The 25,638-nt window shown below is 64.1% G+C and carries 29 protein-coding genes, 1 tRNA gene and 1 pseudogene; 17 read left to right on the top strand and 14 right to left on the bottom strand.

The window, feature by feature from the left end:
- Positions 1-28 precede the first annotated feature (28 nt).
- From B5V03_RS21370 to B5V03_RS21360, 3 genes are all read left to right on the top strand, one after another.
- Complete coding sequence (locus B5V03_RS21370) at positions 29-589, top strand: hypothetical protein (RefSeq protein WP_129272355.1); 561 nt, start codon at positions 29-31, stop codon at positions 587-589.
- A 161-nt stretch (positions 590-750) separates the two neighbouring features.
- The gene (locus tag B5V03_RS21365) at positions 751-1,299 is read left to right on the top strand and encodes a hypothetical protein (protein WP_129272354.1); all 549 of its coding nucleotides are present in this window, start codon (positions 751-753) and stop codon (positions 1,297-1,299) included.
- Between the two features lie 148 nt (positions 1,300-1,447).
- Positions 1,448-1,524 (top strand) — tRNA-Arg (locus B5V03_RS21360).
- A 52-nt stretch (positions 1,525-1,576) separates the two neighbouring features.
- Here the strand turns inward: B5V03_RS21360 and B5V03_RS41555 are convergent.
- The 3 genes and pseudogenes from B5V03_RS41555 to B5V03_RS21345 form a co-directional block, all read right to left on the bottom strand.
- Positions 1,577-1,729 (bottom strand): hypothetical protein, encoded by a 153-nt coding sequence (locus tag B5V03_RS41555; protein ID WP_164988175.1) that lies wholly within the window; start codon positions 1,727-1,729, stop codon positions 1,577-1,579.
- A 143-nt stretch (positions 1,730-1,872) separates the two neighbouring features.
- Positions 1,873-2,839, bottom strand: a pseudogene (locus tag B5V03_RS21355) (helix-turn-helix domain-containing protein).
- A gap of 449 nt (positions 2,840-3,288) precedes the next feature.
- Complete coding sequence (locus B5V03_RS21345) at positions 3,289-3,570, bottom strand: hypothetical protein (protein WP_129272353.1); 282 nt, start codon at positions 3,568-3,570, stop codon at positions 3,289-3,291.
- A 296-nt stretch (positions 3,571-3,866) separates the two neighbouring features.
- Between B5V03_RS21345 and B5V03_RS21340 the strand changes: the two genes are divergently transcribed.
- Positions 3,867-4,346 carry a host attachment protein gene (locus tag B5V03_RS21340; protein WP_129272352.1) on the top strand — a complete coding sequence of 160 codons (480 nt, stop codon included), beginning with the start codon at positions 3,867-3,869 and terminating at the stop codon, positions 4,344-4,346.
- Between the two features lie 30 nt (positions 4,347-4,376).
- On the opposite strand, the gene B5V03_RS21335 is transcribed toward B5V03_RS21340, so the two are convergent.
- Entirely contained in the window at positions 4,377-4,640 is a 264-nt protein-coding gene (locus tag B5V03_RS21335) for a hypothetical protein (protein WP_129272351.1), read from the bottom strand.
- 288 nt (positions 4,641-4,928) lie between these two features.
- Here B5V03_RS21335 and B5V03_RS21330 point away from each other — a divergent pair, with 288 nt between their 5' ends.
- The 3 genes from B5V03_RS21330 (at position 4,929) to B5V03_RS21320 (ending at position 7,176) form a co-directional block, all read left to right on the top strand.
- A complete protein-coding gene (locus B5V03_RS21330; RefSeq protein ID WP_129272350.1) occupies positions 4,929-5,375 on the top strand; it encodes a hypothetical protein in 447 nt (148 codons plus the stop codon).
- Between the two features lie 98 nt (positions 5,376-5,473).
- On the top strand, positions 5,474-6,346 hold the full coding sequence (locus tag B5V03_RS21325; RefSeq protein WP_129272349.1) for a DMT family transporter: 873 nt from the start codon (positions 5,474-5,476) through the stop codon (positions 6,344-6,346).
- Between the two features lie 86 nt (positions 6,347-6,432).
- Entirely contained in the window at positions 6,433-7,176 is a 744-nt protein-coding gene (locus tag B5V03_RS21320; protein WP_164988174.1) for a hypothetical protein, read from the top strand.
- Positions 7,177-7,232: 56 nt separating this feature from the next.
- Here B5V03_RS21320 and B5V03_RS21315 read toward each other — a convergent pair whose 3' ends face one another.
- Complete coding sequence (locus B5V03_RS21315) at positions 7,233-7,520, bottom strand: histone (RefSeq protein ID WP_164988173.1); 288 nt, start codon at positions 7,518-7,520, stop codon at positions 7,233-7,235.
- 66 nt (positions 7,521-7,586) lie between these two features.
- Positions 7,587-8,978 (bottom strand): cryptochrome/photolyase family protein, encoded by a 1,392-nt coding sequence (locus tag B5V03_RS21310; RefSeq protein ID WP_245502289.1) that lies wholly within the window; start codon positions 8,976-8,978, stop codon positions 7,587-7,589.
- A gap of 166 nt (positions 8,979-9,144) precedes the next feature.
- Here B5V03_RS21310 and B5V03_RS21305 point away from each other — a divergent pair, with 166 nt between their 5' ends.
- Positions 9,145-10,875: a methyl-accepting chemotaxis protein gene (locus B5V03_RS21305; RefSeq protein WP_129272346.1), complete on the top strand. Its 1,731-nt coding sequence runs from the start codon at positions 9,145-9,147 to the stop codon at positions 10,873-10,875.
- A 58-nt stretch (positions 10,876-10,933) separates the two neighbouring features.
- Here B5V03_RS21305 and B5V03_RS21300 read toward each other — a convergent pair whose 3' ends face one another.
- Positions 10,934-11,593: a peroxiredoxin gene (locus B5V03_RS21300; protein ID WP_129272345.1), complete on the bottom strand. Its 660-nt coding sequence runs from the start codon at positions 11,591-11,593 to the stop codon at positions 10,934-10,936.
- Positions 11,594-11,984: 391 nt separating this feature from the next.
- Here B5V03_RS21300 and B5V03_RS21295 point away from each other — a divergent pair, with 391 nt between their 5' ends.
- Positions 11,985-12,557, top strand: coding sequence for a hypothetical protein (locus tag B5V03_RS21295; protein WP_129272344.1), 573 nt, complete (start codon positions 11,985-11,987; stop codon positions 12,555-12,557).
- Positions 12,558-12,608: 51 nt separating this feature from the next.
- Here B5V03_RS21295 and B5V03_RS21290 read toward each other — a convergent pair whose 3' ends face one another.
- The 5 genes from B5V03_RS21290 to B5V03_RS21265 form a co-directional block, all read right to left on the bottom strand.
- Positions 12,609-14,465 (bottom strand): alkaline phosphatase family protein, encoded by a 1,857-nt coding sequence (locus tag B5V03_RS21290; protein WP_129272343.1) that lies wholly within the window; start codon positions 14,463-14,465, stop codon positions 12,609-12,611.
- 1,077 nt (positions 14,466-15,542) lie between these two features.
- Entirely contained in the window at positions 15,543-15,860 is a 318-nt protein-coding gene (locus tag B5V03_RS21280; RefSeq protein ID WP_129272342.1) for a response regulator transcription factor, read from the bottom strand.
- Positions 15,861-15,911: 51 nt separating this feature from the next.
- On the bottom strand, positions 15,912-17,135 hold the full coding sequence (locus B5V03_RS21275) for an ABC transporter permease (protein ID WP_129272341.1): 1,224 nt from the start codon (positions 17,133-17,135) through the stop codon (positions 15,912-15,914).
- On the bottom strand, positions 17,132-17,857 hold the full coding sequence (locus B5V03_RS21270; RefSeq protein ID WP_129272340.1) for an ABC transporter ATP-binding protein: 726 nt from the start codon (positions 17,855-17,857) through the stop codon (positions 17,132-17,134). Before B5V03_RS21270 ends, B5V03_RS21275 begins: the two co-directional genes overlap by 4 nt.
- Complete coding sequence (locus B5V03_RS21265; RefSeq protein ID WP_129272339.1) at positions 17,854-19,284, bottom strand: efflux RND transporter periplasmic adaptor subunit; 1,431 nt, start codon at positions 19,282-19,284, stop codon at positions 17,854-17,856. The genes B5V03_RS21270 and B5V03_RS21265 overlap by 4 nt, the downstream gene beginning before the upstream one ends.
- Positions 19,285-19,875: 591 nt before the next feature.
- Between B5V03_RS21265 and B5V03_RS21260 the strand changes: the two genes are divergently transcribed.
- From B5V03_RS21260 to B5V03_RS21235, 6 genes are all read left to right on the top strand, one after another.
- Positions 19,876-20,529 (top strand): response regulator transcription factor, encoded by a 654-nt coding sequence (locus B5V03_RS21260; RefSeq protein WP_129272338.1) that lies wholly within the window; start codon positions 19,876-19,878, stop codon positions 20,527-20,529.
- 167 nt (positions 20,530-20,696) lie between these two features.
- Complete coding sequence (locus B5V03_RS21255; protein WP_164988172.1) at positions 20,697-21,098, top strand: curlin subunit CsgB; 402 nt, start codon at positions 20,697-20,699, stop codon at positions 21,096-21,098.
- Positions 21,099-21,214: 116 nt separating this feature from the next.
- A complete protein-coding gene (locus tag B5V03_RS21250) occupies positions 21,215-21,607 on the top strand; it encodes a curlin (RefSeq protein WP_129272336.1) in 393 nt (130 codons plus the stop codon).
- Between the two features lie 26 nt (positions 21,608-21,633).
- A complete protein-coding gene (locus B5V03_RS21245; protein ID WP_164988171.1) occupies positions 21,634-22,044 on the top strand; it encodes a curlin in 411 nt (136 codons plus the stop codon).
- 66 nt (positions 22,045-22,110) lie between these two features.
- On the top strand, positions 22,111-22,551 hold the full coding sequence (locus B5V03_RS21240) for a curlin (RefSeq protein WP_283811542.1): 441 nt from the start codon (positions 22,111-22,113) through the stop codon (positions 22,549-22,551).
- Positions 22,552-22,563: 12 nt separating this feature from the next.
- Complete coding sequence (locus B5V03_RS21235) at positions 22,564-22,845, top strand: hypothetical protein (RefSeq protein ID WP_129272333.1); 282 nt, start codon at positions 22,564-22,566, stop codon at positions 22,843-22,845.
- 53 nt (positions 22,846-22,898) lie between these two features.
- Here the strand turns inward: B5V03_RS21235 and B5V03_RS21230 are convergent, their stop codons facing one another.
- Positions 22,899-23,180 carry a hypothetical protein gene (locus tag B5V03_RS21230; protein WP_129272332.1) on the bottom strand — a complete coding sequence of 94 codons (282 nt, stop codon included), beginning with the start codon at positions 23,178-23,180 and terminating at the stop codon, positions 22,899-22,901.
- Positions 23,181-23,462: 282 nt separating this feature from the next.
- Here B5V03_RS21230 and B5V03_RS21225 point away from each other — a divergent pair, with 282 nt between their 5' ends.
- Entirely contained in the window at positions 23,463-23,912 is a 450-nt protein-coding gene (locus B5V03_RS21225) for a hypothetical protein (protein WP_164988170.1), read from the top strand.
- A gap of 6 nt (positions 23,913-23,918) precedes the next feature.
- On the opposite strand, the gene B5V03_RS21220 is transcribed toward B5V03_RS21225, so the two are convergent.
- Positions 23,919-24,758: a GNAT family N-acetyltransferase gene (locus B5V03_RS21220; RefSeq protein WP_129272330.1), complete on the bottom strand. Its 840-nt coding sequence runs from the start codon at positions 24,756-24,758 to the stop codon at positions 23,919-23,921.
- 114 nt (positions 24,759-24,872) lie between these two features.
- Here B5V03_RS21220 and B5V03_RS21215 point away from each other — a divergent pair, with 114 nt between their 5' ends.
- Positions 24,873-25,577 (top strand): SDR family oxidoreductase, encoded by a 705-nt coding sequence (locus tag B5V03_RS21215; protein ID WP_129272329.1) that lies wholly within the window; start codon positions 24,873-24,875, stop codon positions 25,575-25,577.
- Positions 25,578-25,638 lie beyond the last annotated feature (61 nt).

The following is a 25,638-nucleotide window of genomic DNA, read 5'->3' as shown; positions in this document are numbered from 1 at the left end:
TCTGTTTCGGCCACCATCGGTGATACCCATGAACGCCAGGCTTGACCTGACAGGGTTGGGACGCTTCGCCGGGATCGGTGAGCGCTTGGCGCGGGCCGTGACGGTCGCGAGCGTGTCGTTGGGCCGAAGCCTGCTTTGGCTGATGGCTGCGATCATCGTCGGGTGCAGCGTCTGGATGCTGCTGCCCCTCTCCAAGGGCAACGGCACTGAGCCGGTGAAGCCGGAGCTGGCAGCCGTCGAACCGGCTGCCCCTGGCGATGCGGCAGCCGTGGCCTCGCCGATTGCCCAAGCTTCGGCTGAGCTCGATCGTCTCAAGGTCTCATCGCAGACCTGGCGCCGCGGTGGCCTCGGCTCGAAGGCGCTGGTGACGTTCACGCTGCGAAACGACAATGACTATGCCGTAAAGGATCTGGAGATCGTTTGCGCATTCGCACGACGCGATGGCAGTCATCTCACCGACCGCAGCCGCGTGCTGGCCGACACGGTCACGATGAAGAGCCGCAAGACCTTTGCGCGCATTCCTGTCGGCTTCGTCAACGTGAATGCCGATCAGGCGAAGTGTTCGCTGGTTGCGGCCCGGCGCGCGTAAAGGCCGGCGCTTTCGGGTAGCGGAAAAGTTACCGTTATTGCCCCTTGGTCAAAATTCCTGGCGTTGCCATTTGAACCAAAGGCTGGGTGTAGGAACCAATTAGAGTATCGCCTGTTAAGGCGAAGAGCCCACGCGGGGATGCGGGGGGCGGAGCGTGGCCAATGCCCATCTTTCGGTATTTCGTTTTTGTCGGTGGAGCCCTGCTCACACTGCTGTTCGCGGTGAGTTACCTCGTGCCGGCGTCACCCGTCGCGCAAGCGGTTGCGACCGCTAGCAACGATCAACCCCTGATCCGGATTCGGTCCGATCGCCATCTGCCTGAGCGTGTCGTGCTCGACACCAGTCAGCCGACGATCGCCGCGCCTGTGGTGAGGACCGCCTCTGTCGCTGCCCCTCAGCCTCCGGTGCATGATGCCGCGTCGCCGGCCCTTGCCGAGATGTCGGCCAAGGCCCGGGTGCGCGAGACGTTCGCCCAGTTCACGCCCAATTTGAAGGTCGACACCGCCTCGGCCAGGAAGGGCGAGGCGAAGCCGCAGATCCAGGCCCAGCAGGCTCAAGCGCAGGCTGCTCCGGCCCAGGCTCAGCCCAAGCGCAAGGTTGCCAGAGCACGCCCCCCGGCGCCGCAGTATCAGTATGGCGGACCGCAGTTCGGCCGGCCGATGATGGTGGCGCAGCAGCCGCATTTCGGCCTGTTCAACACGACCTGGTGACAGTGTCTTTGATCCGCCTCGATCGAGGCGGGGAGGGCTTTTTATTGGGCAGCCTCTCTGCTAATTCGAACGCGTCCGAACGTCGGCCGGCGATGGCAGTCCAGCACCGTCAGGTGGCGTTCGGCCACGGTCCGTCTGCCGGGCCAGGGCGCTCGTAGCTCAGCTGGATAGAGCATCGGATTTCGATTCCGAGGGTCGGAGGTTCGAATCCTTCCGAGCGCGCCATTCGTCAGGCCGGGGCGATCAGGGCCGGCCTGGTTGGTCCGTGCACCCCCACTTACTTGCCTTGGATCTTCAACCCATTGGGTCCGACATTGATCTGCAGGCCGTCAGGCTGCTTCTTCGCCTGGTAGAGATTGTAGCCAAGCACGGCCGCCGTGACGACCAGAGCGCCGATGATCAGAAACAGGACGTTGCGGCTGATGGACATTCGCTTCCCTGAACCCCTTGGTTGACGGCGAGAAAAACCCCGCGTGCAGGATGCGCGGGGTGCCTGAGGCTGTAACGTGGCGCGAAGGAACTGGTTCCACGACGCTCGACGCGCGTGCCGGCTGGCGCGTCGGTGTGTGTGTGTCAACCTGCCCGAAGACCGGTCTGCCGCCCCCGTGCCAGCGTATCCGAGGGTGCCTCGTGGAAGGTCGCGCGGTAGGCGGAGGCGAACTCGCCCAGGTGATGAAAGCCCTGAGCGCGCGCGCAGGTCGCAACCGATGCGCCACTGCTCCTGAGGAGCTGGGTGCGGGTGGCCCACAGCCGCTTCAGGCGTATGTATTGATGCAGGCTCATGCCGCGCACCTTGGCCACCGCTCCGCTGAGGGTCCGAACCGAGACGCCGAATTCGTCGGCGAGATTGGCGGTATAGATCGGTGAGGTCGGATAGGCTGCGACGTAATCGTCGATCTGCTGCACGAGCCTGGCGGATCGCGCGCTTGCACAGGGGGCGCTGCGCGCCGACATCGGGTCAATTTGAAACAGGTCGTCGAAGGCGAGCAGCAGGCCTTCCTGGAGGTGTGCGGCGACCTCTCGCGTTTCGAACATGTAGGGATTTACGGACGCGGTCCTCAGGATATCGAGCACAAGCTGTCGGGCATGAAGATGCGCAGCCGGGTCTGCGATGCGAACCCACAGTGCATCGGCGCGATCGAACCAGCCGCGATCCCGCAGCGCGGGTGAGAACATGATCAGCGCGTGGTAATTGGTCTGATGCTCGACGAAATGGCAATGATGATTGCCGCGCAAGGCGATGAAGATGCGCGAGTCGAGATCGATCCCGCTCGAGGAGGCCCGCAGATCGTCGGTCATCGGCAGGATCACCATGCCACCCGGCGCGCGATAGGTGGTCTCCAGAATGCGCGCAAACGACCGTGCCACGATGATCCGGCACCCCGGCAGGTTCACGACCGCGCGGGCTGCCGCGAAATTCGCGACGTCCAGGGGAATGCTGCGGGCATCCTCCAACTGCTCGGCCGGCCGAAACGCGTCGACATCGGCGAACTGGACCAACTGAAGTGCGGAAGAGGGGGGCGAGAGCGTCGAAAAACATGCGCCTGGCCGGATGCTGAAATGTGACAATGAAATGAACGTCGGTACATCGCCATCAATGGCGAAACATGACGATTCAGTAAACCGGATTCCTGGCCGTAGTATTGCGGACATCATGCCACGCTGCGCGGCAAATCGATGTCACCCTCAACGGTCCCGGCTCATTGGCTGGCCGGAGGCGAGGTCGATGAAATGCAGGCGCGTGCAGGCGGGACAGGCGAAGGACTCGAAGCTGCGCCCTTCGGGTCTCTGCTGCTTCTCCAGATGCGTCTGCACATTCATGCCCGTCTGGGGGCATCGGAAAACAATAAGATCCGCCATCGGCGCAGCATGACGGGACGGGGCTCGTCGTCCTTGATCTAGATCAGTTTTGGAGCCGCTCCAGATCGCAAGAGCGCATCGCCACCCGCATCTCGCAAAAGCGAAGGGGCCCGAAGGCCCCCTCATGAATCACCAGCGGCGATAGCGTGGCCCGTAATAGCGGGGGCCATAATAGCGTGGCCCACCATATCCATAATAGCGCGGGCCGTAATACGGCGCCGGCGCGCCGTAGTATCCATAGTTCGGGCGCCAGAAACAGCGTCCCCAGGCGTCGCAGACCATACGGACCTGCTCGACGTCGGAGGCCTGCGGCACAGCAGGTACGGGCGCGATGGGCATGGCGGACGCCGCCGGCGATGCCATGATGGCACCGAACAGGGATGCGGCGACGAGGCCAATCTTAAAGTTCATGATGTCTTCCTCCGCTTACGCAATACAGGATATCGAAGTTGTTCTGATCAAATTGTGGCGGAACCGAAATGTAATGCTGATGAACAAATCTTCAGCTGGCAGCCGCCGCAGCCCTGACCTCACGCGCCCCTAGACTATCCCAGGTTTGCGCGGGTGACCAATGCTGCGTCTGCGCTGGCGCTGCCCCCGCGAACATTGCTGCGATGCTTGATCCTGCGCAATTCGCCGGCGCTACTTCGTCCCTAATCTTGTCGTCGTGGCCAGTCTTTCGAGAAATTCGAAGGGCAGGCTCACAGATGCTTGGAGCTGTGCAATGGACAAGATGGAGACTGGACAAGGGCGACTGGCTGGTCGTGTGCGACGGGCGCAAGGCGCTCATTCTGGAAAACCTCGGCGACGAGATGTTTCCGCACCTCCACACCAGGGAGGTGCACGAGCAGCCCAATCCCGCGACCAGCGCGCAAGGGACCGATGCGCCGGGCCGGCTGCATGCGGCCGCCGGCGGTGCGCGCAGCTCGGTCGAGCAAACCGATTGGCACGATGAGGCAGAGCGCGCCTTCCTGCGGAGCCTGGCCGGTCGGCTTGATGCCGCCGTCAGCGCGGGCGAGACCTCGGCCCTGACCATGGTGGCCTCGCCGCGGGCGCTCGGCATGATCCGCGCCGATTGTTCCGACGTTGTGCGGAAGGCTCTCCAGAACGAGGTCGGCAAGGACCTCGTCAAGCTGCCGGTCTACGAGATCGCGAGGCAATTGCTGCTGTCGGGCGCGGCGAAATAGCGACGCCCTTGGCGGACGCGCCGGCGGCCCTCAGTAGCAGGGATGCCGGCGGCGGTCCTGGCCGACATAGGCGGCCGAGCTCTGGTAGCAATGGTTGGTCGACGGGCCGTCGTAATAGGCGAAGGTGCCGGGGGTGATGCCGGGGCCGTAATTGTGGACGTAGCTGATCGGGTAGGGCAGCGGGTTGGTGGTGTAGCGGTGGTACCGGTGATGTCCCCGTGCCTCCGCCAGGCTGGGGGCGAGGATTGCGGCCGACAGGGCAGCAACTGCGGCTACAAGCTTCAACGTGCTCATCTCGATTCTCCGGAACCCGCGTAAATAACCCAGCCGTTATAGCCATTTCAGGCCGCCAGGGCACCCGTCGGGCGGCCGGAAAACCGAGCCAGTCCCGCAGATTTCCGGGTGGGTGTGACAGAATTGCCCGATGCGCCCTCCAGGCCTGCCCATTTTTGGCCTTTTCGGGATGCTTAACGAATTCCCCACACAAGTGTGACCAAAGAGACTTCGGTTAAAGATTCCTGCCGGCCCCTTGGGGTCCTTCGAGGCCGGTCCATTCATGCAAGGTTTCGCCGTCACCTCGCCATGCGCATCACGCTTCTGAGCCTGCTGTTGCTCTGCCTCGCCGCCGCCATGCCGGCGCGGGCCGAGCTGCATATCACCCGCGACCACGGCGGCTATGTCGAGGAATACAAGACCAAGTACAAGCGCGTCCGCGAGAAGGGCGAGCGGGTCATCATCGACGGCATCTGCAACTCGGCCTGCACGCTCGTGCTCGGCATCGTGCCGATGAACAAGATCTGCGTGACGCCGCGCGCCAGCCTCGGCTTCCACCAGGCCTATTACGACAAGGCCTTCACCTTCGGCATCAAGGTCACCAGTTCGGAAGGGACGTCCGACCTGATGTCCTACTATCCTGACACGGTGAAGGACTGGATCCGCCGCAATGGCGGGCTCACCACCGACATGAAGAAGATCAAGAACGGCGTCGACCTCTGGAAGATCATCGACCCCTGTCCGGAAGAATGGTGAGCGGCTGAGCTGAGGCTGTCGCAGCGCAGCATCGTCAGGACCAAACTCGCCGAAATTCGCATTGCCGCATCGGCCTCCATCGGGCAATGAGGGCGGCAATGAACCATAATCAAGAAGCCCTGACCGCCCGCGCCGCGCCGATCCTGTTCGTGCTGCTGTGGAGCACCGGGTTCATCGGCACCAAATACGTCATCAACAACGCTGATCCCTTGACCTATCTCGCCATCCGCATGGCGATCGTGGTCGGCCTGATGGCGATCATTGTTGGCGTGGCGCGGCCGAAATGGCCTGATAGTATCGGCATCGCGCATAGCGCGGTCGCAGGCATCCTCGTCCACGGCTTCTATCTCGGCGGCACGGCAATCGCGATCGCTCATTCGATTCCGGCCGGGCTCTCTGCGCTCATCCCAGGCCTTCAGCCGATCCTGACCTCGACCATCGCCAACCGCTGGCTCGGCGAGAAGGTGACGCCGGTGCAATGGGCCGGCCTCGTGCTCGGCCTTGGCGGCGTGGTGCTGATCCTGCACAATCGTCCTATGACCGGCGAAGCCGGGCTCGGCTGGCTCGCCTCGGTGGTCTCGCTGATCTCCATCACGCTCGGCACCCTCTACCAACGCCGCTACTGCAACCATATCGACTGGCGCGCGGGCAATCTCGTGCAGTACGTGGCCGTCACCATCTTCTTCGCGATCGGTGCCTTCCTGTTCGAGGACCGCGTGGTGCACTGGACGCGGGAATTCGTGTTCGCACTGGCCTGGCTCGCGGTGGCGCTCTCGATCGGCTCGATCGGACTGCTGTACTGGCTGATCCGCCACGCCGCGGCGACATCGGTGGCGAGCCTGTTCTACCTCGTGCCCGCCGTCACGGCGCTGATGGCCTATCTGCTGTTCGGCGAGAAGCTCGATGCCCTGGCGATTGCCGGCATGGCGATGTGTGCGGCGGCGGTGTTCGTGGTCAACCGGCGCTTCTAGGCTGCGTCTGAATACATCCCTGACGTGCGCGGCGCACCGTGTTAGGCTGGGCCTATTTCAGCTTCCCTTTCGCAACGGTGATTTTCATGAAAAAGGCGAGACGTGCGCTGCTCGGCAGGTCCCTGAAGCCGGTCCGGATTGCCTGCATCAACTACGCGGAGGAGACGATCAGCGGCCGCATGATGCGCGAGCTCACCGCGGCGCTCCAGAAATGCTACGACCGGCATTTCCTGCCGGTGTGGGGCTATCCGGTTGACCTCTATGTCACGAAGACGCCGAAGCCCGCGGATTGGCAACTGGTCTATTTCGACGATGCCTCGCACAAGAACATGCTCGGGCGCCACGAGCTAACGCATCAGGGCCAGCCGATCTCAAAGATCTTCGTCAAGGCGCTGGGCGATGAGCCCGTCAGCGTCGCGGCCTCGCACGAGCTGTTCGAGATGGTGCTCGACCCCATGGCCAACCTCTGGGCCGACAAGAACCCGAACACCCAATATGCCTATGAGGTCTGCGACGCCGTGGAGGAGGACTCCTTCCACGTCAGCGGCTTCGAGATGTCGAACTTCGTCTATCCGTCCTGGTTCGAACCGTTCAAGCATCCCCGGGGCACCAAATTCGACCACAAGGGAACGCTGAACGAGCCGTTCTCGATGACCGAGGGCGGCTACGTCATCAAGAAGGTCAATGGCCGGAAGGTGATCAGGGCGTTCGGCTCGCCGGCGAAGCGGCGGCGGTTCAATGCCGAAGACCGGCGCGGCCATCGCAGCGAATTTCGCGATCCGCAAGGCAAGCATCACCCGGGCCGGCGCGCCGACAAGAAGCAGGGCTAGGGGGATCGCGGGCGAGGTCTCCGGGCGCCCCCGGAGACCTGCTTCAAGTGCTGCGATCAGCGCTTGGACTTCTTGGCCTTCTTTTTTGTCTTGGCGGCCTTCTTCGCGGATTTCTTCACCGCCTTCTTCGCGCTCTTCTTGGCTGCTTTCTTTGACGACTTCTTTGCAGCCTTCTTCGCAGTCTTCTTGGCTTTTTTGGCCTTCTTCGGCGCTACTTTCTTCGCGACCTTCTTGGCGGCTTTCTTCACCTTCTTGACGGCGGTAACGGCTGCGTCCTTGGTCGCTTCCACGGCGGTGGTCATTGTCTCCATCACCTGTTCGGTGACCGGCTTCTCGTCGTCCATATCGTCCCCCACGGTTTGTATGGAGTGATGACGATAGCGGGTTTCATAATTGTGTCAAAGCGACGCTCAACCTTTGCGGATCTTTGCATAGGCGGCGAGCGCGCGCTCGCGTCCCTTTGCATGGTCGATGATCGGTTGCGGATAGGTCTTGCCAAGCGTAACGCCGGCGCTCGCAAGCTCGATCGGTGTCGCCTGCCAGGGCTGGTGGATCAGCTTGGCCGGCACATCTTTCAGCTCCGGCACCCAGCGCCGGACATAGGTTCCGTCAGGGTCGAACTTCTCGCCCTGGAGCGTCGGGTTGAACACGCGGAAGTAGGGCGCTGCGTCAGCGCCACAGCCGGCGCCCCATTGCCAGTTGGCGGGATTGCTGCCGGCATCCGCATCGACCAGCGTGTCCCAGAACCAGCTCTCGCCGTCGCGCCAGTCGATCAGCAGGTGCTTGACCAGGAAGGACGCGACCACCATCCGCACCCGGTTGTGCATCACGCCAGTGTGCCAGAGCTCGCGCAGGCCGGCATCGACGATGGGGTAGCCGGTGTGCCCGCGCTGCCAGGCGGCAAGCGCGTTCTTGTCGCCCTTCCAGGGGAAGCCGTCGAAATTGGTTTGCAGGTTTTCGGTGGCAAGGCTCGGATGGTCGTGGAGCAAATGGCGGCAGAATTCGCGCCAGCCGAGTTCGCTGAGGAACTTTTCGATGCCGGGGCCGAGCGCGGGATTCTCGGCCGCGGCGAATCGCGCGGCGTGCCAGACCTGACGCGGGCTGAGCTCGCCGAACCGCAAATGCGGCGACAGGCCTGAGGTGCCTTCGCGATCCGGACGGTCGCGATCGCCGACATATCCGCGCGCGGTGTGCTTGAGGAAGTCGCGCAGGCGGGCGCGAGCCGAAGTTTCGCCCGGCGTCCAGCTCTCGCGCAGACCGCCGGCCCAGTCGGGCTTGGTCGGCTCGAGCTTCCAGCTCTCCAGCCCGTCGCTGGCGAGCTTCGGACCCTGGCGCAGCTCCTTCGGCGCAGGCAGCGGCTTGGGCGGATCGCCAAGCGACAGCACCCGCCGCCAGAACGGCGTGAACACGCGCAGGCCCCGGCCTTCCTTGTTGCGGATCGCCGAGGGCGGGACCAGCAGGTCGCCAGGAAAACTTTGCGAGTCCACGCCGAGCTTTGCCAGCGACGCTTCGAGCTGTTTCTCCACAGCCTGATGCGGGGCCTGAGCGATCGTGTTCCAGTAGACGGCGCCGGCGCCGCTCTCGCGCGCGACGTCAGCGATCACCGTGGCCGCCGGTCCCTTACGCAGGACCAGCGATCCGCCGCGCGCGGCGATCTCGGCGCCGAGCGCCCGCAGCGACTGTGCCAGCCACCACCGCGCCGCGCCGCCCGGCGCACGCCCGGCCGCGTCATCCAGCACGTAAAGGCAGACCACCGGCGCGCCGGTCTTCGCGGCGGCGTGCAGGGCGGGGTGGTCGGACAGGCGGAGGTCATCGCGAACCCAGACGATGATGGGCGACGTGCTTGGCGGGGGCAGGGGTGTCCTCGTTTACAATTTGTAAAACATGCCGGGTCGGCGGCTGTGAACGGTCGTTAATGCGGTCGTAAGCCGACTGCAGGTATATGCAGGAATTACGGGGGTGGTTCCATTGACCAAGGTTTTGACGGGGAAGTTCTTGCCGCAGTTCAAGTTAGGTACCAAGGCCGTCCTGTGTGCCGTGCTGCTGATCGCCGTGAATACGGCGCTCGTGGTCGGCGCCGGCTATTGGTCGCTGACCACCGCCTTCAATGATCGTGCGCTGCGCGACATCGAGGTCAATCTGCGTACCTTGGCGCTGGCCTTTGCAGAGGTCATTCCCGACGCCAAGATCACGATGCGGGATGGCGCGGTCGCGCGCGCCGAGATCCCCAAGATGCCGGACTTCAAAGATCACGCCATCGTCGACCGCGCGGTGTCCTATGTCGGGGGTAACGCGACCCTGTTCGTGTTTGACGAGGCGAGCGGGCAGTTCGTGCGACGCTCGACCAATGTGAAAAAGGAAAACGGCGATCGCGCCGTCGGCACCCAGCTCGCCGCTGACCATCCGGCGCAGGCCGGCTTGCGCCGTGGTGAGGCCTATAAGGGCCCGGCCACCCTGTTCGGCAAGTCGTTCATGACCGCCTATTTCCCGGTCGTGGACGCGGCCGGCAAGGTCGCCGGCATCCTCTATGTCGGCATCCCCATGGCGCAGTACGAGAGTATGCTGGCCCAGGCGATTGAGAGCATGGCGATTGCGGCCGGCATTGCCGCGCTGCTCGTCCTGGTCCTCACCTTGCTGGTCGTCCGCCGCATCACCAAGCCGCTCACCTCGGTCACGCGCTCGCTCACGGCGCTTGCCAACGGCCAAAGCGACGTCGAGATCGATTGCGAGGACCGCGCCGACGAGATCGGCGAGATCGCCCGCACCGTCGCGGTGTTCAAGAGCAATTCGCTGGAGCGCGCCCGCATGCGCAGCGAGCAGGCGCAGGCTTCGGCTGCCGCGGCCGAGCAGCGCAAGGCGGAGCTACGCAATTTCGTCGAAGAGTTCCGCGGCAGCGTCGGCGGCATTCTCGACAAGGTGCTGAGCTCCTCCGGTGAGTTCGAACGGGCGGCGCGGCAACTCACCGATACCGCGCGTTCCACCGCCGATCTGTCGGCGCAGTCGGCCGGTGCCTCCGAAAACGCGTCCGGGCACGTCCGCTCGGCGGCCTCGGCCTCTGACGAGCTGTCCCAGTCGATCTCCGAGATCACCCGCCGGGTGCAGGAGTCGAACCAGATTTCCGCCGAAGCGGTGCGGCAGGCCGAGGCGACCGACCAGCGCATCGCGCAGCTCTCCGAGGCGGGCGCGCGCATCGGCGACGTCGTCAAGCTGATCACCTCGATTGCCGAGCAGACCAACCTCTTGGCGCTGAACGCCACCATCGAAGCCGCGCGCGCCGGCGATGCCGGCCGTGGTTTTGCGATCGTGGCTCAGGAGGTCAAGACGCTCGCCGGCCAGACCGCCAAGGCGACCGAGGAGATCTCCAACCAGATCGCCAGCATGCAGCTTGCCACCGAGGAATCGGTTGTCGCCATCAAGGCGATCAGCCAGACCATCGAGCGCATCAGCGGCATCGCCGGCTCGATCTCGGCTGCGGTCGAGCAGCAGAGGAGTGCGACCCACAACATCGTGGCAAGCGTTCGCGCCGCGGTATCAGGTACGGCCGAGGTCGCCATCAACGTCCGTCAGGCCGCCGAGGGCGCGAGCGAGACGGGCGAAACATCGAGCCGGATGTTTGCGTCGGCCCAGGCGCTGTCGGGCGAAAGCCTGCATCTGAAGGCCGAGGTCGACAGTTTCCTGGACCGCGTGCACGCGGCCTGAGATCCAACGTCGTCATGTCCGGGGCGACGCTGACGCATCGCCCCGGGATGTCACTGGGTTATTTCGGCTGCGGCACGATCCGGATGTAGGGCTTCGGTTCCTTCCAGCCCTGCGGATAGATCGTCTTGGCCTCGTCGTTGGAGACCGAGCCCGCGATGATAACGTCCTCGCCCTGCGACCAGTCGGCAGGCGTCGCAACGCGATGCTTCGCGGTGAGCTGGAGCGAGTCGATGACGCGCAGGATTTCCTGGAAGTTCCGGCCCGTGGTCATCGGATAGACCAGCACCAGCTTGATCTTCTTGTCCGGCCCGATGATGAAAACGTTGCGAACAGTCTGGTTGTCGGCCGGCGTGCGGGTGAGGGGATCGCCCGAGGTCGAGGCCGGCAGCATCTCGTAGAGCTTCGAGACGTTGAAATCGGTGTCGCCGATCATCGGGTAGTTCGGGGCCGCACCTTGCGTCTCCTTGATGTCCTCCGACCATTTGGAATGGCGGTCGACCGGATCGACCGAGAGGCCCATCAGCTTGACGCCGCGCTTGTCAAACTCGGGCTTCAACTTGGCGAGAGCGCCGAGCTCGGTCGTACAAACCGGCGTGAAGTCCTTGGGGTGCGAGAACAGCAATGCCCAGCTGTTGCCGATCCAATCGTGGAACTTGATCTTCCCTTCGGTGGTCTCGGCTTCGAAGTCGGGGGCGGTGGTGCCGATCGGAAGTGTCATGGTTCTACCTCATCGTATTGAATTTATTCGAAAATTCACCTTCGGTCGTCGCCGTCAGTATAGGGGCTTTGCGAACCCAAGTGAACGCCGACTGAACCGCTTCAAGTAAAATGTGAATTCCTTCTCTGAAGGGCCGATCTCCTAGCACTTTTCTGTTACAGCGGCACCTGCGGCGAAACATCTCCACCGGGGCTGCACGGTCTCGATTGCCCCGATAAAGCCGTTTATGACTTCCATCACGCTCGCCCGGCGCTTCTAGAACCAAAACGGTCCTGATAGCGACCAATTGGCAACCATCTAGAAAAGTCGCGATCCCCGTATCGAATCATTAACCACCCCTTTACGCCCGCATGGAAATGCTGGTCGATCAGAAGAAATCTGGAAGTGAACTATGTCTGCCGCAATGCCGAAGTCCGTTGAGTCGCCGTCCCTCGAACCGTCCTGCCGCGATACCTCGGCCCATGCACTCTCCATCGTGCGCGACGGTGTGATCACGGGCGAAGGCCCGACCACCAAGGGCCGGGTCCACTTTTCCCGCTCGCTCGATGCCGATGACACCGCCTGGTGCACGCGCATCCTGACGGCCACCGCCGTCAACGACCAGCCGGTCAGCCGCGCCGAAGCTGAAGCGCTGTTCGAGATCAACGAAGCCGCGACCGAGCGCACCGACGGTGGCCGGTTCGACGATTTGCTGGCCAAGGCCGTGGCGCACTATGCCGCCAGCGCCTCGGGCTTGAAGGTGCCGCCGCGCAGCGTCGCGCTGTCGGCCGAGGCCGACATCGAGAGCTGGGCGCCGTCCTATGCGTCGAAGGTCAACAGCGAGATGCTGGAGTGGATCGCCGGCCAGATGCGCGGCAAGCGCCAGAACAACCGTCGCCTGATGGCGATGGTGGCGACCTTCCTGGGCGCCACCGCGCTGCCTCTGGCGGGCCAATTGCCGAACGTGTTCGACATCGGCATGTGATATCCGAGATATTCTCGCGCCCCTTGCGGGGCGCGAGCGAAAACGGCGGGGTTACTTCCCCGCCGTTTTTTGTTTGTCGGTGTCCGGCTCGAGGCCGAGCGTGCGGCCGGGGAAGCCGGCGGCGTCGAAATAACGCTGGCTGCCGACGCGCTGGACATTGAGCACGGTCTCCAGACCGTTCTCGGACTTCTTCTTCGACCGCTCCACGGTCTTGAATGCCTTCGGCACGATGCCGTTGGGCAGCGCCTCCGACATCACGCGGCCGACGAGGCCGCCATTCTGCGAACCGCGCAGGCCGAGCAGCTGGGCGGCGGTCATGCCGCCGTCGGCGTTGCTGACCGGGATCTCGCTGACATAGCCGGCTTTGAAGTCCGGACCGATGGCGGCCATGAAGTTCATGGTGTCGCCGCGGCTGAAGCTGCCATGCATGCCCTGGCCCTGGCGCAGCACGGTGTCGGCGACCTGCACCGAGCAGTTGGTCGGTGCCTCACCGCAATCGCTGGCATAGGAGCGGAAGTTGACGACGATCGCCGGCGTTGGCGTCGCCGACTTGCCGCGCAGATTGATGCTCGACAACGGCAGGGTGCCGGGGATGCGGCCGAGCGAGTCATCGACGAACAGGCCGGAGACGTAATCCTGCTCGAGCAACGCCTTGACGGTCCTGGCCGCCAGCTTCTTGTCCTTGTTGGGCAGGTAGATCAGGTCCGAGCCGCCATTGGTGGCAACGACGAGGTCGGGTTTCTCAGGATCCTTGCCGAGCACGCCGTTGCCGGCCTTGGGATGCTTGTTGCCCTCGATCTTTGCATTCTTGTCGTTGGGGTCGAACAGCGGCAGGTCGAGTGTCTTGGCGAGATCGAGCGCCAAAAAGCCCATCGGCAGGAAGTCCTTCGGCGTGTCGTCATAGCTGACCTTGGCCGAGGGGCTGGTCTTGCTTTCCTTGGAGATGGTCGAGAAGCCGTGGTCGGCCTGGACCATGATGTTGGTGCTGGCGGAAAGGCCGAGCTCGTCCAGCGCCTTGCGGAGCTGGGCGAGGTTGTCGTCGGCGTTCTTGATGCCGGCCATCGAGGTCGGCCCGTTGATGCCGGGCTTGATCTGGTTGAGGCTGTCGCCTGTGTTGTGCTGGCTGCCGTCGGGGTCGCGCGACCAGAACACCAGCACGAACGGCTTGTTGCGCGCCTTGAACATCGGCAGCACGACCTTGGCGGCGACGTCGGCGAAATAGGCCTGCTGCGCGACGTTGGCGACAATGGTGCCGGGCGTCTTGGCATCGCCCGCCTTGGAATTGTCGCCGCGCGGCGGCGTGGCGAGGGGGAGGCCGGCCTTGGTCAGCGCTGCCTTCACCTCGTCCGAGAGCGCCACGCCGTTCTTGCCGCCGGTGGAGTCGTCGAACACGACCGAATGCAGGCCGGCTTTCTCGGGCTTGTCAGTGTGGTCGAACTGATAGGTCGGGCCGACCTTGCCGATCGCCGCGGTGCTCAGTCCCTTGTCGCGGGCCAGCTTCAGGATGGTCTCTTCGTTGAGATAGTCGCCCTTGAAGTGCTCGTCGATGTCGCCGAGCACGGCGTCGTTCTCGATGAAGGGGACCACGGTGTCGCCGGCCGGGACTGAGGTGTAGTTGGTCCAGATCGTGTTGGAGAACACGCCAGTGTCGCCGAGATAATGGCCGGTCGACATCGCCGAGCCATTGGCCATGGTGAAGGTCGGGAACAGCGAGTGCGAGTTCTTGAAGTTGACACCCTTGTCGCGGACCTCGGCCATTGCCGGTGCCGTCTCCGGCGTCACCTTCAGCGCGCGCAGGCCGTCCGGGATGAACAGGATCAGGTTACGGGGCGTGTTATTCTCAGCGGAAGCAAGTCCCGTGGACAACACTGTCAGTCCGGCTGACAGCAACACCAGTGAACGGCGCATCAAAATCTCCTGACGGTGAGGCGGCTCGGCCGCGACCGCGGCCCCCGGCTATCGTTTAGTTTTGCTGTATGACGGTTTTGTTACAAGGGCGGTTGCCCGATGCAAGAGGGCTGGGGAGGGGACTCGTTGGTCTCGTGTCCCGGACGCGACGCAGCGCGTAGCGGTGCGGCGCAGAGCCGGGACCCAGCAGGCCGGCGCACTCGCTGATGCATGGGCCCCGGCTCTGCAGCGCATCACTTCGTGCTGCGCAGCGTCCGGGGCACGAGAGCAGAGTCTTGGCGCGCAACTGTTTCAGCATCGTCATTGTGAGTGCTGCGACTTGTCCGCCGCAGCCTTTGGCAAAGGCGGAAGCAATCCAGAATCTCTCCGCGGAGGCAGTCTGGATTGCTTCGTCGCAAGGGCTCCTCGCAATGACGGAGTTTGCGGTTGACGGCGTCGCGTTTCAGTTCGCGCCTTTATTGCAGACACACCATCGCATCCTCGCGGCGCATTTCGCCCGAGCTTTGCCTGGTCGCCTCGCCCCTCAACTGAAAGAGGGCGCAGGGAAGACCGGGTGCCGGCCGGGCGCCCACGGTCCACTGTGCGGAAGGTGGCAACAAGAATTTGCACAGCGGCATACAGGTGAAGCCAAAACATCCGGCCTTCCCTGCGCAGTGGTTTGACGGCTTATGTCGTGCTCTCCCCGGGGAGCGATGCACTATTGCCCCCGTCGCCTTGCGGATGGCTGATGCGCGGACCCGGTCGGGCCGCCACATCACCGCAAGACTTGACGCACAGACCCCGGGCGTCAGGACCACACGATTTTGCCGTACGCCGATCACACCGGTCGTGTGCGCGACGGCTTTGCTCACAGTTGCCTGCCCTGCGAAACCCTTCGCGCCGATGTAATTAACGTCCACCGCCGTCCGGCCCGCGTTCGTGACGATCGCGATACGCCCCTCTTCCTTGGGCCGGGTTGTGGTGATGAATACGCCGCTTCCGAATTTCGGTAAAGTGGAATATTTTTGCGACCGTGCATTGACCGGTGGCTAGGGTGTTTTGCCCGACGGGCTGCACAAGGGATTGTGGCCACGGCCGTTAGTCCGGCGCGGTCGGTACCCGCGGATTCTGCGCGAGAGCCTGTGCCGGCTTGACTGCCGCCGGGTTGGCTCCGCTCCTGCCCAGGTCGCGGCGCAGTGAAAGGGGGGCTGCTTTGAGCGCATAGATGATCGCGATCTGGGTCCGGTTCTGAAGGCGGTATTTGCGCATGATGTTGCCGATATGCGCGCGCACCGTGTTCTCCGAGATCTTGAGCTCGTAGGCGATGTTCTTGTTCTGCATGCCCCGCGCGATCAACATCATCAGCTCACGCTCGCGCGGTGTCGGTGTAATCGAATCCTTCGGATCCGGGCTCATGACTGGTTCCTCCCTGGTCTTCGGGTTGACGTGGCCGCCGCCGGCATCTTCTCACTCCGTCTTGAGCGCATCGATCGGACTGAGCCGGGATGCCTTGTGGGCGGGATAGAACCCGAAAATAAGGCCGGTCGCGATCGAGAAGACGAGGGCAAGGCCGATCGCCTCACCGTCGATCGAGGTGATCCATCCGGCCATGCGGGCGACCGTCATCGAGAGCGTGATGCCGCCGGCAACGCCGATGGCACCGCCGAGCAGGCAGAGGACGAGCGCCTCGCAGAGAAATTGCAGCCGGATGTCCCGCATCCGTCCGCCCAACGCGCGGCGGATTCCGATCTCCCGCGTGCGCTCGGTAACCGACACGATCATGACGTTCATGATGCTGATGCCGCCGACGAGCAGCGAGACCGAGGCGATGGCGACGAGCAGGAGCGCCACGGTGCGGATCGCGCCCTGCTGCGCTTCCATGGCGGCGGCCGGGTCCTGGACCTTGAAGTCGTCGTCCTGGCCGGCGGGGACGCGGTGGCGCTGCCGCAGCAGGTTTTCGATCTCCGTTCGAGCGCCCGCCATCTGGCCGTCCGCGGCCACCTTGGCGATGATGTAGGCCACCGAATCCCGGTTGATGTTGCTCGCGCTGCCGAGGAAGCGCAGCTTGGCGGTGCTGAGCGGTACAAAGGCGACGTCGTCCTGCGCCGGACCTTTGCGATCGAGCACGCCGACCACTTCGAGCGGCACCTTCATGATCCTGATCTGCGCGCCGATCGGATCGTCGCCGGGCGCGAACAGCTCGCGCGCGACCGTGCTTCCGAGGATCACGACCTTGCCGGCGCCGGCCTCTTCGGCGCCGGAGAAATAGCGCCCGGTCGCCAGCTGCCAGTCCCGCACCATGAAGTGGCCGGTCGTCGTACCGTTGATGGTCGTGTTCCAGTTCTTGCTCTCGTGGATGACCTGCGCCGTTCCGGCGATCGAGCCGGCCGCGGCCTGGATTTCCGGAATCTGTTCGAGGATGGCCTGCACGTCGCTCTCGGTCATCGTCAGCTTGCTGCCGTCCTTGAGGCGTACGCCGCCCTGATAGACTGCGCCGGGCGTGATCATCAGCACGTTGGCGCCGATCGAGCGGATCTGTTCCTGGAGGCGAAGCTGCGCACCGGATCCGATCGCGAACACCGTCACGATGGACGCGACGCCGATCACGATGCCGAGCATGGTGAGGAAGCTGCGCAGCGGATTGAGGCGCAGGGCGTGCAGGGCGATCTGAAAACCCTGGAGCATCGTCATGACACAGCGCTCCGTTTTGGCAGCAGCTGGAACAGCGTCTCGTCGCTGACGAGCTCGCCGTCGTGCAGGCGGATGGTGCGCCGGCACTGTGTCGCGATGCCGGGATCATGCGTGATCATCACGATGGTCTGGCCGTCGCGGTTGAGCGCGGCGAACAGCGCCAGGATCTCGGCGCCGGTGCGGCTATCGAGCGCGCCGGTCGGCTCGTCGGCGAGCACGATCAGCGGGGAAGCGATCAGCGCCCTCGCGATCGCGACGCGCTGCTGCTCGCCGCCCGAGAGCTGCCGCGGAAAGTGATGAGCCCGGTGCAGCATGCCGACGGCCTGAAGGCTCGTCTCAGCACGCGCAAGGCGCGCCTTGCGGCCGACGCCGCAATAGACCAGCGGCAGCGCGACGTTCTCGATCGCGTTGTGGCGCGCGAGCAAATTGTAGGACTGGAACACGAAACCGATGCTGCGGGCGCGCAACAACGACCGGCGATCTTCCGAGAGCTCGGCGACATTGGCTCCCTCGAGATAGACCGCGCCCTCGCTCGGCAGGTCGAGCAGCCCGATCATGTTCATCAGCGTCGATTTGCCGGAGCCCGACGGTCCCATCACGGCGACGATCTCACCCTGCGCGATGTCGAAGCTGACGTTGCGCACCGCTGCCACCGCAACCCCGTCGGTGCGATAGGTTTTGGACACGGATCGGAGGCTGATGAGGGGCAGGGGGGCGGTCATGATCCGAACCTGATTCCGAGGAACTCCATGCCCGCGGGCCGGATGGCCTGGCCGACGGCGACCTGGCTACCCTCGACGAGGTCTCCGCTCCTAAGCGCGACCTGTTCGGTGCCGGCCGCTCCGACCGTCACCGCAATGCGTTGGAGCGAGCCGCTCGCAGTGCGCACCCACACGCCGCTGTGCGCGGCCGTTGGGTCCGGCGGCGTGCCAGACGGCTGGAAACGCAGCGCGGCGAGCGGCACCTTCAGCACATCGTCCTGCCGCTCGATCACGATCTTCACCAAAGCAGTCATGCCGGGCAGCAGCGCGCCGTCGAGATTGGAGGTCGACAGCACGACGGTGTAGGTGACGACGTGCTGCTGGTTCTGCGGCGCCTTGCGGACCTGCCGCACCACGGCTTCGAAGCGGCGGTCGGGGTAGGCATCCACCGTGAAATGGGCGCGCTGGCGGGGGGTGATGCGCCCGATATCGGCTTCGTCGACCAGGGCATGAATCTCCATGTCTTCCAGGCGGTGGGCGACCACGAAGGTGGTGCGGGATTCGAGGCCGACCGCGAGCGTCTGGCCCTCGTTGACGAACCTGCCGACGACGACGCCGTCGATCGGCGAACGGATCACGGTGCGGTCGAGATCGGCCTGGGCCGCAGCGAGAACGGCTGCCTTCTCCGGCACCGCCATTCGGGCCTGCTGCAACTCGGCTTCGATTCGGCGGACGTCGGCCTGCGCGCCGTCTACGGCGTAGGCGTTGAGGGACATGAGGACTTCGGCCTCGCGTTCCTGGGCCACGCGCGCGGTGAATTCTGTCTGCGCGTCGTCGACCGTCGACGTTGCCACGACATTTTGCGACTGGAGCGCCAGCTTGCGTTGCAAGGTCTTCTGCGCCGACGCCTTGACCGCCTGGGCGCTGTCGAGCTTGGCGGCGAGCACGTCCCTGCTGCCTTTGGCGTTTTGCAGATCGATCCTGGCGCGATCGAGCTTGGCCCGCTCGATGTCAACGAAGGAGTCGGCGACCGCCAGCGCCGCCTTGGCCTCGTCGACCTTGGCCGCGAAGCTGCGGGGATCGATCAAGGCAAGCGGCTGGTCCTTGCTGACGGCGTCGTTGAAGTCGACATAGACGCGGGCGAGCTGCCCGGACAGTTGCGAACCGACCTCGATCGTCTTGACGGGTTGCAGGGCGCCCGTGACGGTGACGGTCTGCTCAATGCTGCCGCGCTGAATTGCGGCGTAGCGGAACACTGGCGCATCCGACCCGAATGTCGGAGCTTCCGCGCCGGAAGGCACGAGGAACTTCCTCGTCGATTGATAGGCGCGAACCGCGCCGTCCGAGGCGTGTCCGGCAGCGCCAGTGATGATGTCCGGCCCCGCACTGTAGATCGCGGCGAGGGCGCATGCAGTCCCGAACAAGGCAATGACAGGTACAAATCGCATATCAAAAGCCCGCCTTCTGAAAATGACTTTGCTGGCGGAAAGGTCGCTTATCGCGCTATGGTTGCATTTCATCGAAGCAATATCGAACTATCGATTTTATGTCGCCGGTCTCGGGGCGACGGACGGGCGCGCTTCATGATCCAGTAGTAAAGTCTGCTGGGTGCTACTTTTCGTGATTTGCGCAACGCGCATACCGGGCGTATTCCAAACGACGCGCGCGGTATCAAAACTCGATAGCTGACTGAACGTCCCGTCAGGTTTGCAGGCGATGGGCGTTCGATTGGCGTGTGGGTGGCGACGCCATGACGCAGTGGGCAATATCACGGCCGCAGCGCCGGACTGCTGCATCCTCCAGATGGCACCTCGCCGTGACGCCGCCTATCGCTGCGTCGAACTCTTTCAATCACGAAGTCCGATATGTGAACGCCTTCACTCGTCTCCACGGCGTGTTGGCTCTAAGACGTGATATCTGCGGGCCGATGAGATTCTCTCGGTCATCGCGCATGCCTCCAAGCACCTTGTTATCGCTTGCAAGAACAATGGATGGCTCGTTGCTTGATCATCGAGCGCCAAGTCCGGGAGCCTGTTGGAATGAGTTCAAATCAAGCCACAGTTTATGTCGTTGATGATGAAATCGAGATACGAAACGCGATCGGAAGCCTCTGCGAGGAGACGGGGCACCAGGTGAGATTGTTTGCCTCGACCGACGAATTCCTCGCGGAGACGCTCACTGACGGACCATCCTGCCTGGTGCTCGACATCCGCTTTCCCGGAACGTCGCCGACCGGGCTCGAGCTTCAGCGCAAGCTGACGGAAACTGGCGTGCCGATACCGATCGTCTTCATCAGCGGGCACTCTGACGTGCGCGTCTCGGTCGAGGCCATGAAGCACGGTGCGGTCGAGTTTCTGCCAAAACCGTTCCGTGAGCAGGAGATCCTCGATGCGATCAGGCACGGTATCGAGCGGGATCGGAGGCGGCTTGTGCGAGAGGACGGTGTGCGCGAGGCGCGACAGCGCGTCGAGACACTGACGGCGCGGGAGCGCGAGATCATGCTGCTGATGGCCGAAGGGCTCGTCGCCAAGCAGATCGCGGCAAAGCTCGGCGTCAGCGAGGTGACGGTGAAGGTCCATCGCGCCCGGATGATGCGAAAGCTGGAGCTACGTTCGCCGATCGAGGTAGCGCGATTGATCGACAGCATAGGACTACAGGCCGAGCGTTTCGATGTCAGACCTGCGCAGAGCTAGACTTGCGGGGTGCGATATGACTGCACGACGTCTAGTCCGTATCGACTAGCATGAACTGCAGTCTATCGCACGGCGCACGACCGGTTCAGAGTCATCCCTACGATGTCGGTCTCCTCCAGGACGGCATCAGAAACCAGTCAGACAACTTGGTTAGAAAGGGATATTCCATGCGCAAATTGTTTCTTGCTTCCGTTGCCGTGTTCGCCCTGTCTTCCGCTGCCCAGGCCGCCAATACTTCGACCACGGTGCAGCTCGGCGTCGTGAACTCCTCGAGCGTCACGCAGAACGGCCTCACCAACGACAGTTCGTCGACGACTCAGATCGGCATCCTGAACGGCGCGAGCACCATGCAAGGCACCAGCTCGCCGTCGCTCAACAACGCCAGCACGGTGAACCAGGCCGGCGTGCAGAACTCGGCGACCACCGGCCAGGTGGCCTTCGGCAACAACGGCAGTGCGATCACCCAGAATTCGTTCGGGCCGCCCGCCCTCCAGAACAACTCAGCCGCCGTCGGCCAGCTCAGCGGCCTCGGCATCAACACGAGCACCGTCTCGCAGACGGCGCACTGAACCACCTCGTCGGCCGGACGCGTCACATCGCGGCGCGTCCGGACCGTTGTCGAAAGCACCGCAACCGGGCCAGCCGACCCATCAGGGATCGCGCGCTCATTCTCGCGGAGGACATCATGCGGATCACCTATCTCGTTGCGACAGCCGCCGTGCTCAGTGCCTTGACCGCTGTCGATGCCCGGGCCGGCAACTCGGCCAGCGTGCTGCAATTCGGCACGACCAACAGCTCCTTCATCTCGCAGACGGGCTCAACCAGCAACAGCGCCACGACGATGCAGTTCGGCGCGACCAACACGGCGACCACCTTGCAGACGGGCTCGCTCCTCACGGTCAACACCGCGGTGACCGGGCAGGGCGGTACCACCGCGACGGCGTCCAACACGGCGCTGGCCGGCCAGGTCGGCGGCTCCAATTCGAGCCTGATCGGCCAGATCGGCGCCAACAATACGGCCGGCGTCGGGCAGCTCGGGATCCTGAACGGCTCGACTGTTCTCCAGCAGACCCCGTGAGCAACTCCGAAGTGGTGAGGCACGTCATGAAACGTCTCCTGGCAGGCAGCTGTGCCGCAATGCTCGCTCTGTGCTCCGCCGGTGCAGGACCCGCCGGCGCCCAGACCGCCGACATCAAGACCATCGTGTCGGTCGGCGGTCCGCCGGTGGTGCTGAACCAGAACAGCCAGCTCAACATGGCGGGCGTGTTCATGATCGGCGGCAGCACCAGTGCGACAGTGACGCAGAACGGCACCAATAATGCCACGGGCATCCTGCAATTCGGCGGAACGAATTCGGCATCGGTCGGGCAGGCCGGGACGAACAATTTCGCCTTCGTCGGCCAGACCGGCCAGTCGGCGACCAGTGTGGTGTCCCAGCTCGGCGCCATGAACACGGGCGCAGTGGTGCAGTTCAGCAAGGTCAACAACTCGACGATTGTCCAGACCGCACCTTGAGGGGCGCGTGAGCTAATCGGCGTCGGGAACCAGCGGGGAAGCGCGATGTGGTGCGGCAGAGAGGTCTTGACGCGGGTTCTGGCCGTGGCGGCGCTCTTTGCCGCCCTCGGCGCGGCGACGCCGGCGTCGGCCGGATCGGTCCAGCGCAGCGTGACCAACCGGAACGTGAGCATCGAGACGATCGTGCAATTCGGCGACAACGTTCAGCCTGTCACGATCGAGGAGAACAGCCGCGTCAATATCGCGCGGGTGATCCAGATCGGCGGAACGGGAACGGTGGATGCGACGATCATCCAGAACGGCGCGCGCAATTATGCCAACGTGATCCAGGTGGGCGGCACCACCAACGCGGCGGTCGGTCAGTCCGGTCTCAGCAATACCGCCGATATCGTCCAGGTCGGCAATTCCACCAATGCGCTCCTGCTTCAGATCGGCGACATGAATACGGGAGCAGTGAGGCAGTTCGGACGTTTCAACTGGCTGGCGATCTTCCAGTTCGGCCGATGATGGAGGTGTGACATGAGATTGCTCCTACTCGCATCCGGAATAGGATTCATCGGCGTGGTTGCGATGGCGCCCGCCGGGGCCGGCGATGGCCACACCACGGTGGTCCAGGACGAGAACGGGACGGCGGCGATCACCCAGAGCGGCGATCCCGCGCAGGCCGAGGTCAGGATCGAGAAAGAGCCCGGGCGTACCACGGTGTACCGGCGCAGCGGCGGCAACACCGCCATCGTGTCGCAGGGCACCGGAAATGCGCAGGACATGCTCGACTGGCTGCGCAAGCAGCAGGGCCGCTGACGCACCAAGGCCCACCGTCCGCGAAGGACGATGGGCCTCGGCGCAAGCGAACCCTACCAGCTGCGATATCTGCCGGTCAGCGTGCCGTTGTTGTTGCCGCCAGGGCCGACGTCGCCTTGCGACGAGCTCGGCGTCGGATGGTTGGTGCCGTTGAGCGCGCCGTACGGCCCGGCGTCCGGATAATACGCGCGCGGCTGCACCGGCTCATAAGCAGGGGCGGTGCGATCCCAGCCGACGCGTTGATCGTTCCAGCCGTAACCCTGCGCCGAGGCGGCCGTGGTGCCCGCGATGAGTGATGCCGTGATCAGGCAGAGGAGTTTCGACTTGTTCTGCATTGATGATGCTCCTTGCTTCGTGTCGGGGCCAACGGATGCAATGGGGGAGCGTTCCGGGCGCCTTTGGCCTCGCCCGATCAACTCCGATCAACAGGTTATGAAGTGCCGTTCCGTGGAACGAAGTGCCTGAAATCATCCGGGAATTCCGGGCGTCATGTCGCACTTTGTTCCCCGTTAATCTCATGCCTTAACCAACAATTAATTATACGTTTGCGGGTGGGCGACAGGCGGGCCTAGCATGCAGTGGGGAGCCGCGAAAAGCCGAACGAGTTGGTGCGTATCATGATGTCCAGATCACATGGGGCGCTCGTCGCCTCGCTCAGCGCGGCCGCGCTGCTCCTTGCTCCCAGCGAAAGTTTTGCCAGGCCCGGCGGCGCCGCGCCGCATGGCATAGCTGCCGCAGCGCCTTCCGGCCCGGTGGCGCGTCCGCCGATCGCACCTGGCGCCCGGTTCCGCGGCCGCAACACGCCGTGGGTCTATTGGCCGGGCGGCGGCGGGTTCTACTACGGCGGGGGAAACGACAACCAGCCCTTCGTCGATATCGGACAGCCCGTCTCCAACGACGTGCGTTACACCTACACCTATGACGTTCCCTGGGACTGGACGCATCGCTTCCCGCCGAACGTGGTGCCGTCTGACCGGCCCTATGTGTCGAGCTGCCCGACGGAGCAGGTGACGGTGCCCGGCCGCGGCGGTGGCGAGCATACCGTCAACATCATGCGCTGCTACTGAGCAGCGCTAGCCAAGTTCAAAACTGGTCACGCCGAAGACGCGGTCGATCCGCAGCGGCGGGATTGCGCCTGTGTACATCCGCGCCGTCTCGAACACCGGCTTGAGGGCGAGATCTTCCACGAGCGCGATCGCTTCGCGATTGACCGCGGGGACATCGAGGAAGATGTCGCCACCACCTGAGCTTGCCAGCAAGGCCTGCACGACCTTCGCCGCCGCAGCGCGATCGTCGGCGACGAGCGGGCCGATCTTGTAGCCGTTCCGGCACGGCCGGATCACGCCCCATGCGGCGAGCTTCCCGTCACGCAACAGCGCGCGGCCGAGATGGCCTTGAGTCTCGATCCAGGCACGCAGGAAAGCGCTGCGTCGAGCCGGGAAGACCGTGGCGTCGTCGGCTTCCACAAGCGCGAACGGGACTTTGTCGAGCGCCACGACATCGGCCGGCGCCGGCGGCGCGGCGACGGTGCCACCATAGCGGATATTGGCGTAGGCCAGCCGGAAGCCCGACTTCTTGTAATTGTCCTGCTGCGCCACGACACCGTCGAGGCCGATCACGCGTGGGCGCGCATGCGCGATCGCCGCGTTCCAGATCCGCAGGCCGTGGCCCGCGCCGCGAAAACCTTCGCGCACGATGTAGAAGCCGAGGAAGGCGAAGCGATCATCGTAATTGACGCAGGAGACGGTTGCGACCGGCTCGCCATCGATCTCGCCGACGAAGAAGCCGCGCGCATCGGGGATCGCGAAACAGGCGGCGTCCGACAGGCCCGGATTCCAGCCCTCGGCCGCGGCCCAGTCGACGGCGACGGAGATCTCCTCGGGGCGCAAATTGTGGATCTGCAAATCGCTCATGACGGATGCCTTCGATGGTGGACCAGCCGGCGGGTCTGGCTGTAGAAGCCCTCATGATAGGCCGGGCCATAACAGACTAAACCTTGGGCTCGCCTCAACACAGGGATGATCGTCATGGCAGCAGAGAAGGTCGCACTCGTCACCGCCGGCGGCAGTGGTATGGGGGCGGGCGCCGCCCGGCGGCTCGCCACGGACGGCTTTCGCGTCGCGATCCTGTCGTCCTCCGGAAAGGGCGAGGCGCTGGCGGCCGAGCTCGGCGGCCTTGGCGTCACCGGCTCCAACAAGTCGAACGACGATTTGAAGCGCCTCGTCGACGGCGCGCTTGCCAAGTGGGGGCGCATCGACGTGCTCGTCAACAGCGCCGGCCATGGGCCCCGCGCGGCGATCACGGAGATTACCGACGAGCAGTGGCATACCGGCCTCGATACCTATCTGCTCAACGTGATCCGTTCGACCCGGCTGGTGACGCCGGTGATGCAGGCCCAGAAGGCCGGCGCCATCATCAACATCTCGACCGCCTGGGCGTTCGAGCCGAGCGCGATGTTCCCGACCTCCGCGGTGTTCCGCGCGGGCCTTGCCGCCTTCACGAAGATCTTCACCGACACGCATGCCGCCGACAATATCCGCATGAATAACGTGCTGCCGGGCTGGATCGACAGCCTGCCGCAGCTGGACGCGCGCCGCGACAGCGTGCCGATGAAGCGTTACGGCAAGGTCGAGGAGATCGCGGCGACGGTCTCGTTCCTGGCATCCGACGGTGCCGCCTATATCACCGGCCAGAACATCCGTGTCGACGGTGGGCTGACGCGCTCGGTCTGATGAAGGCAGAATCAAATCGCTTCGGTGCTACTTTGTCTTGACGCGACACCGGTGAGCGTTG

The sequence above is a fragment of the Bradyrhizobium betae genome, assembly GCF_004123905.1.
GTDB classification, from domain to species: domain Bacteria; phylum Pseudomonadota; class Alphaproteobacteria; order Rhizobiales; family Xanthobacteraceae; genus Bradyrhizobium; species Bradyrhizobium betae_A.
Note: the sequence above shows the minus strand (reverse complement) of the source record. Positions and strands in the feature narration are given on the sequence as shown.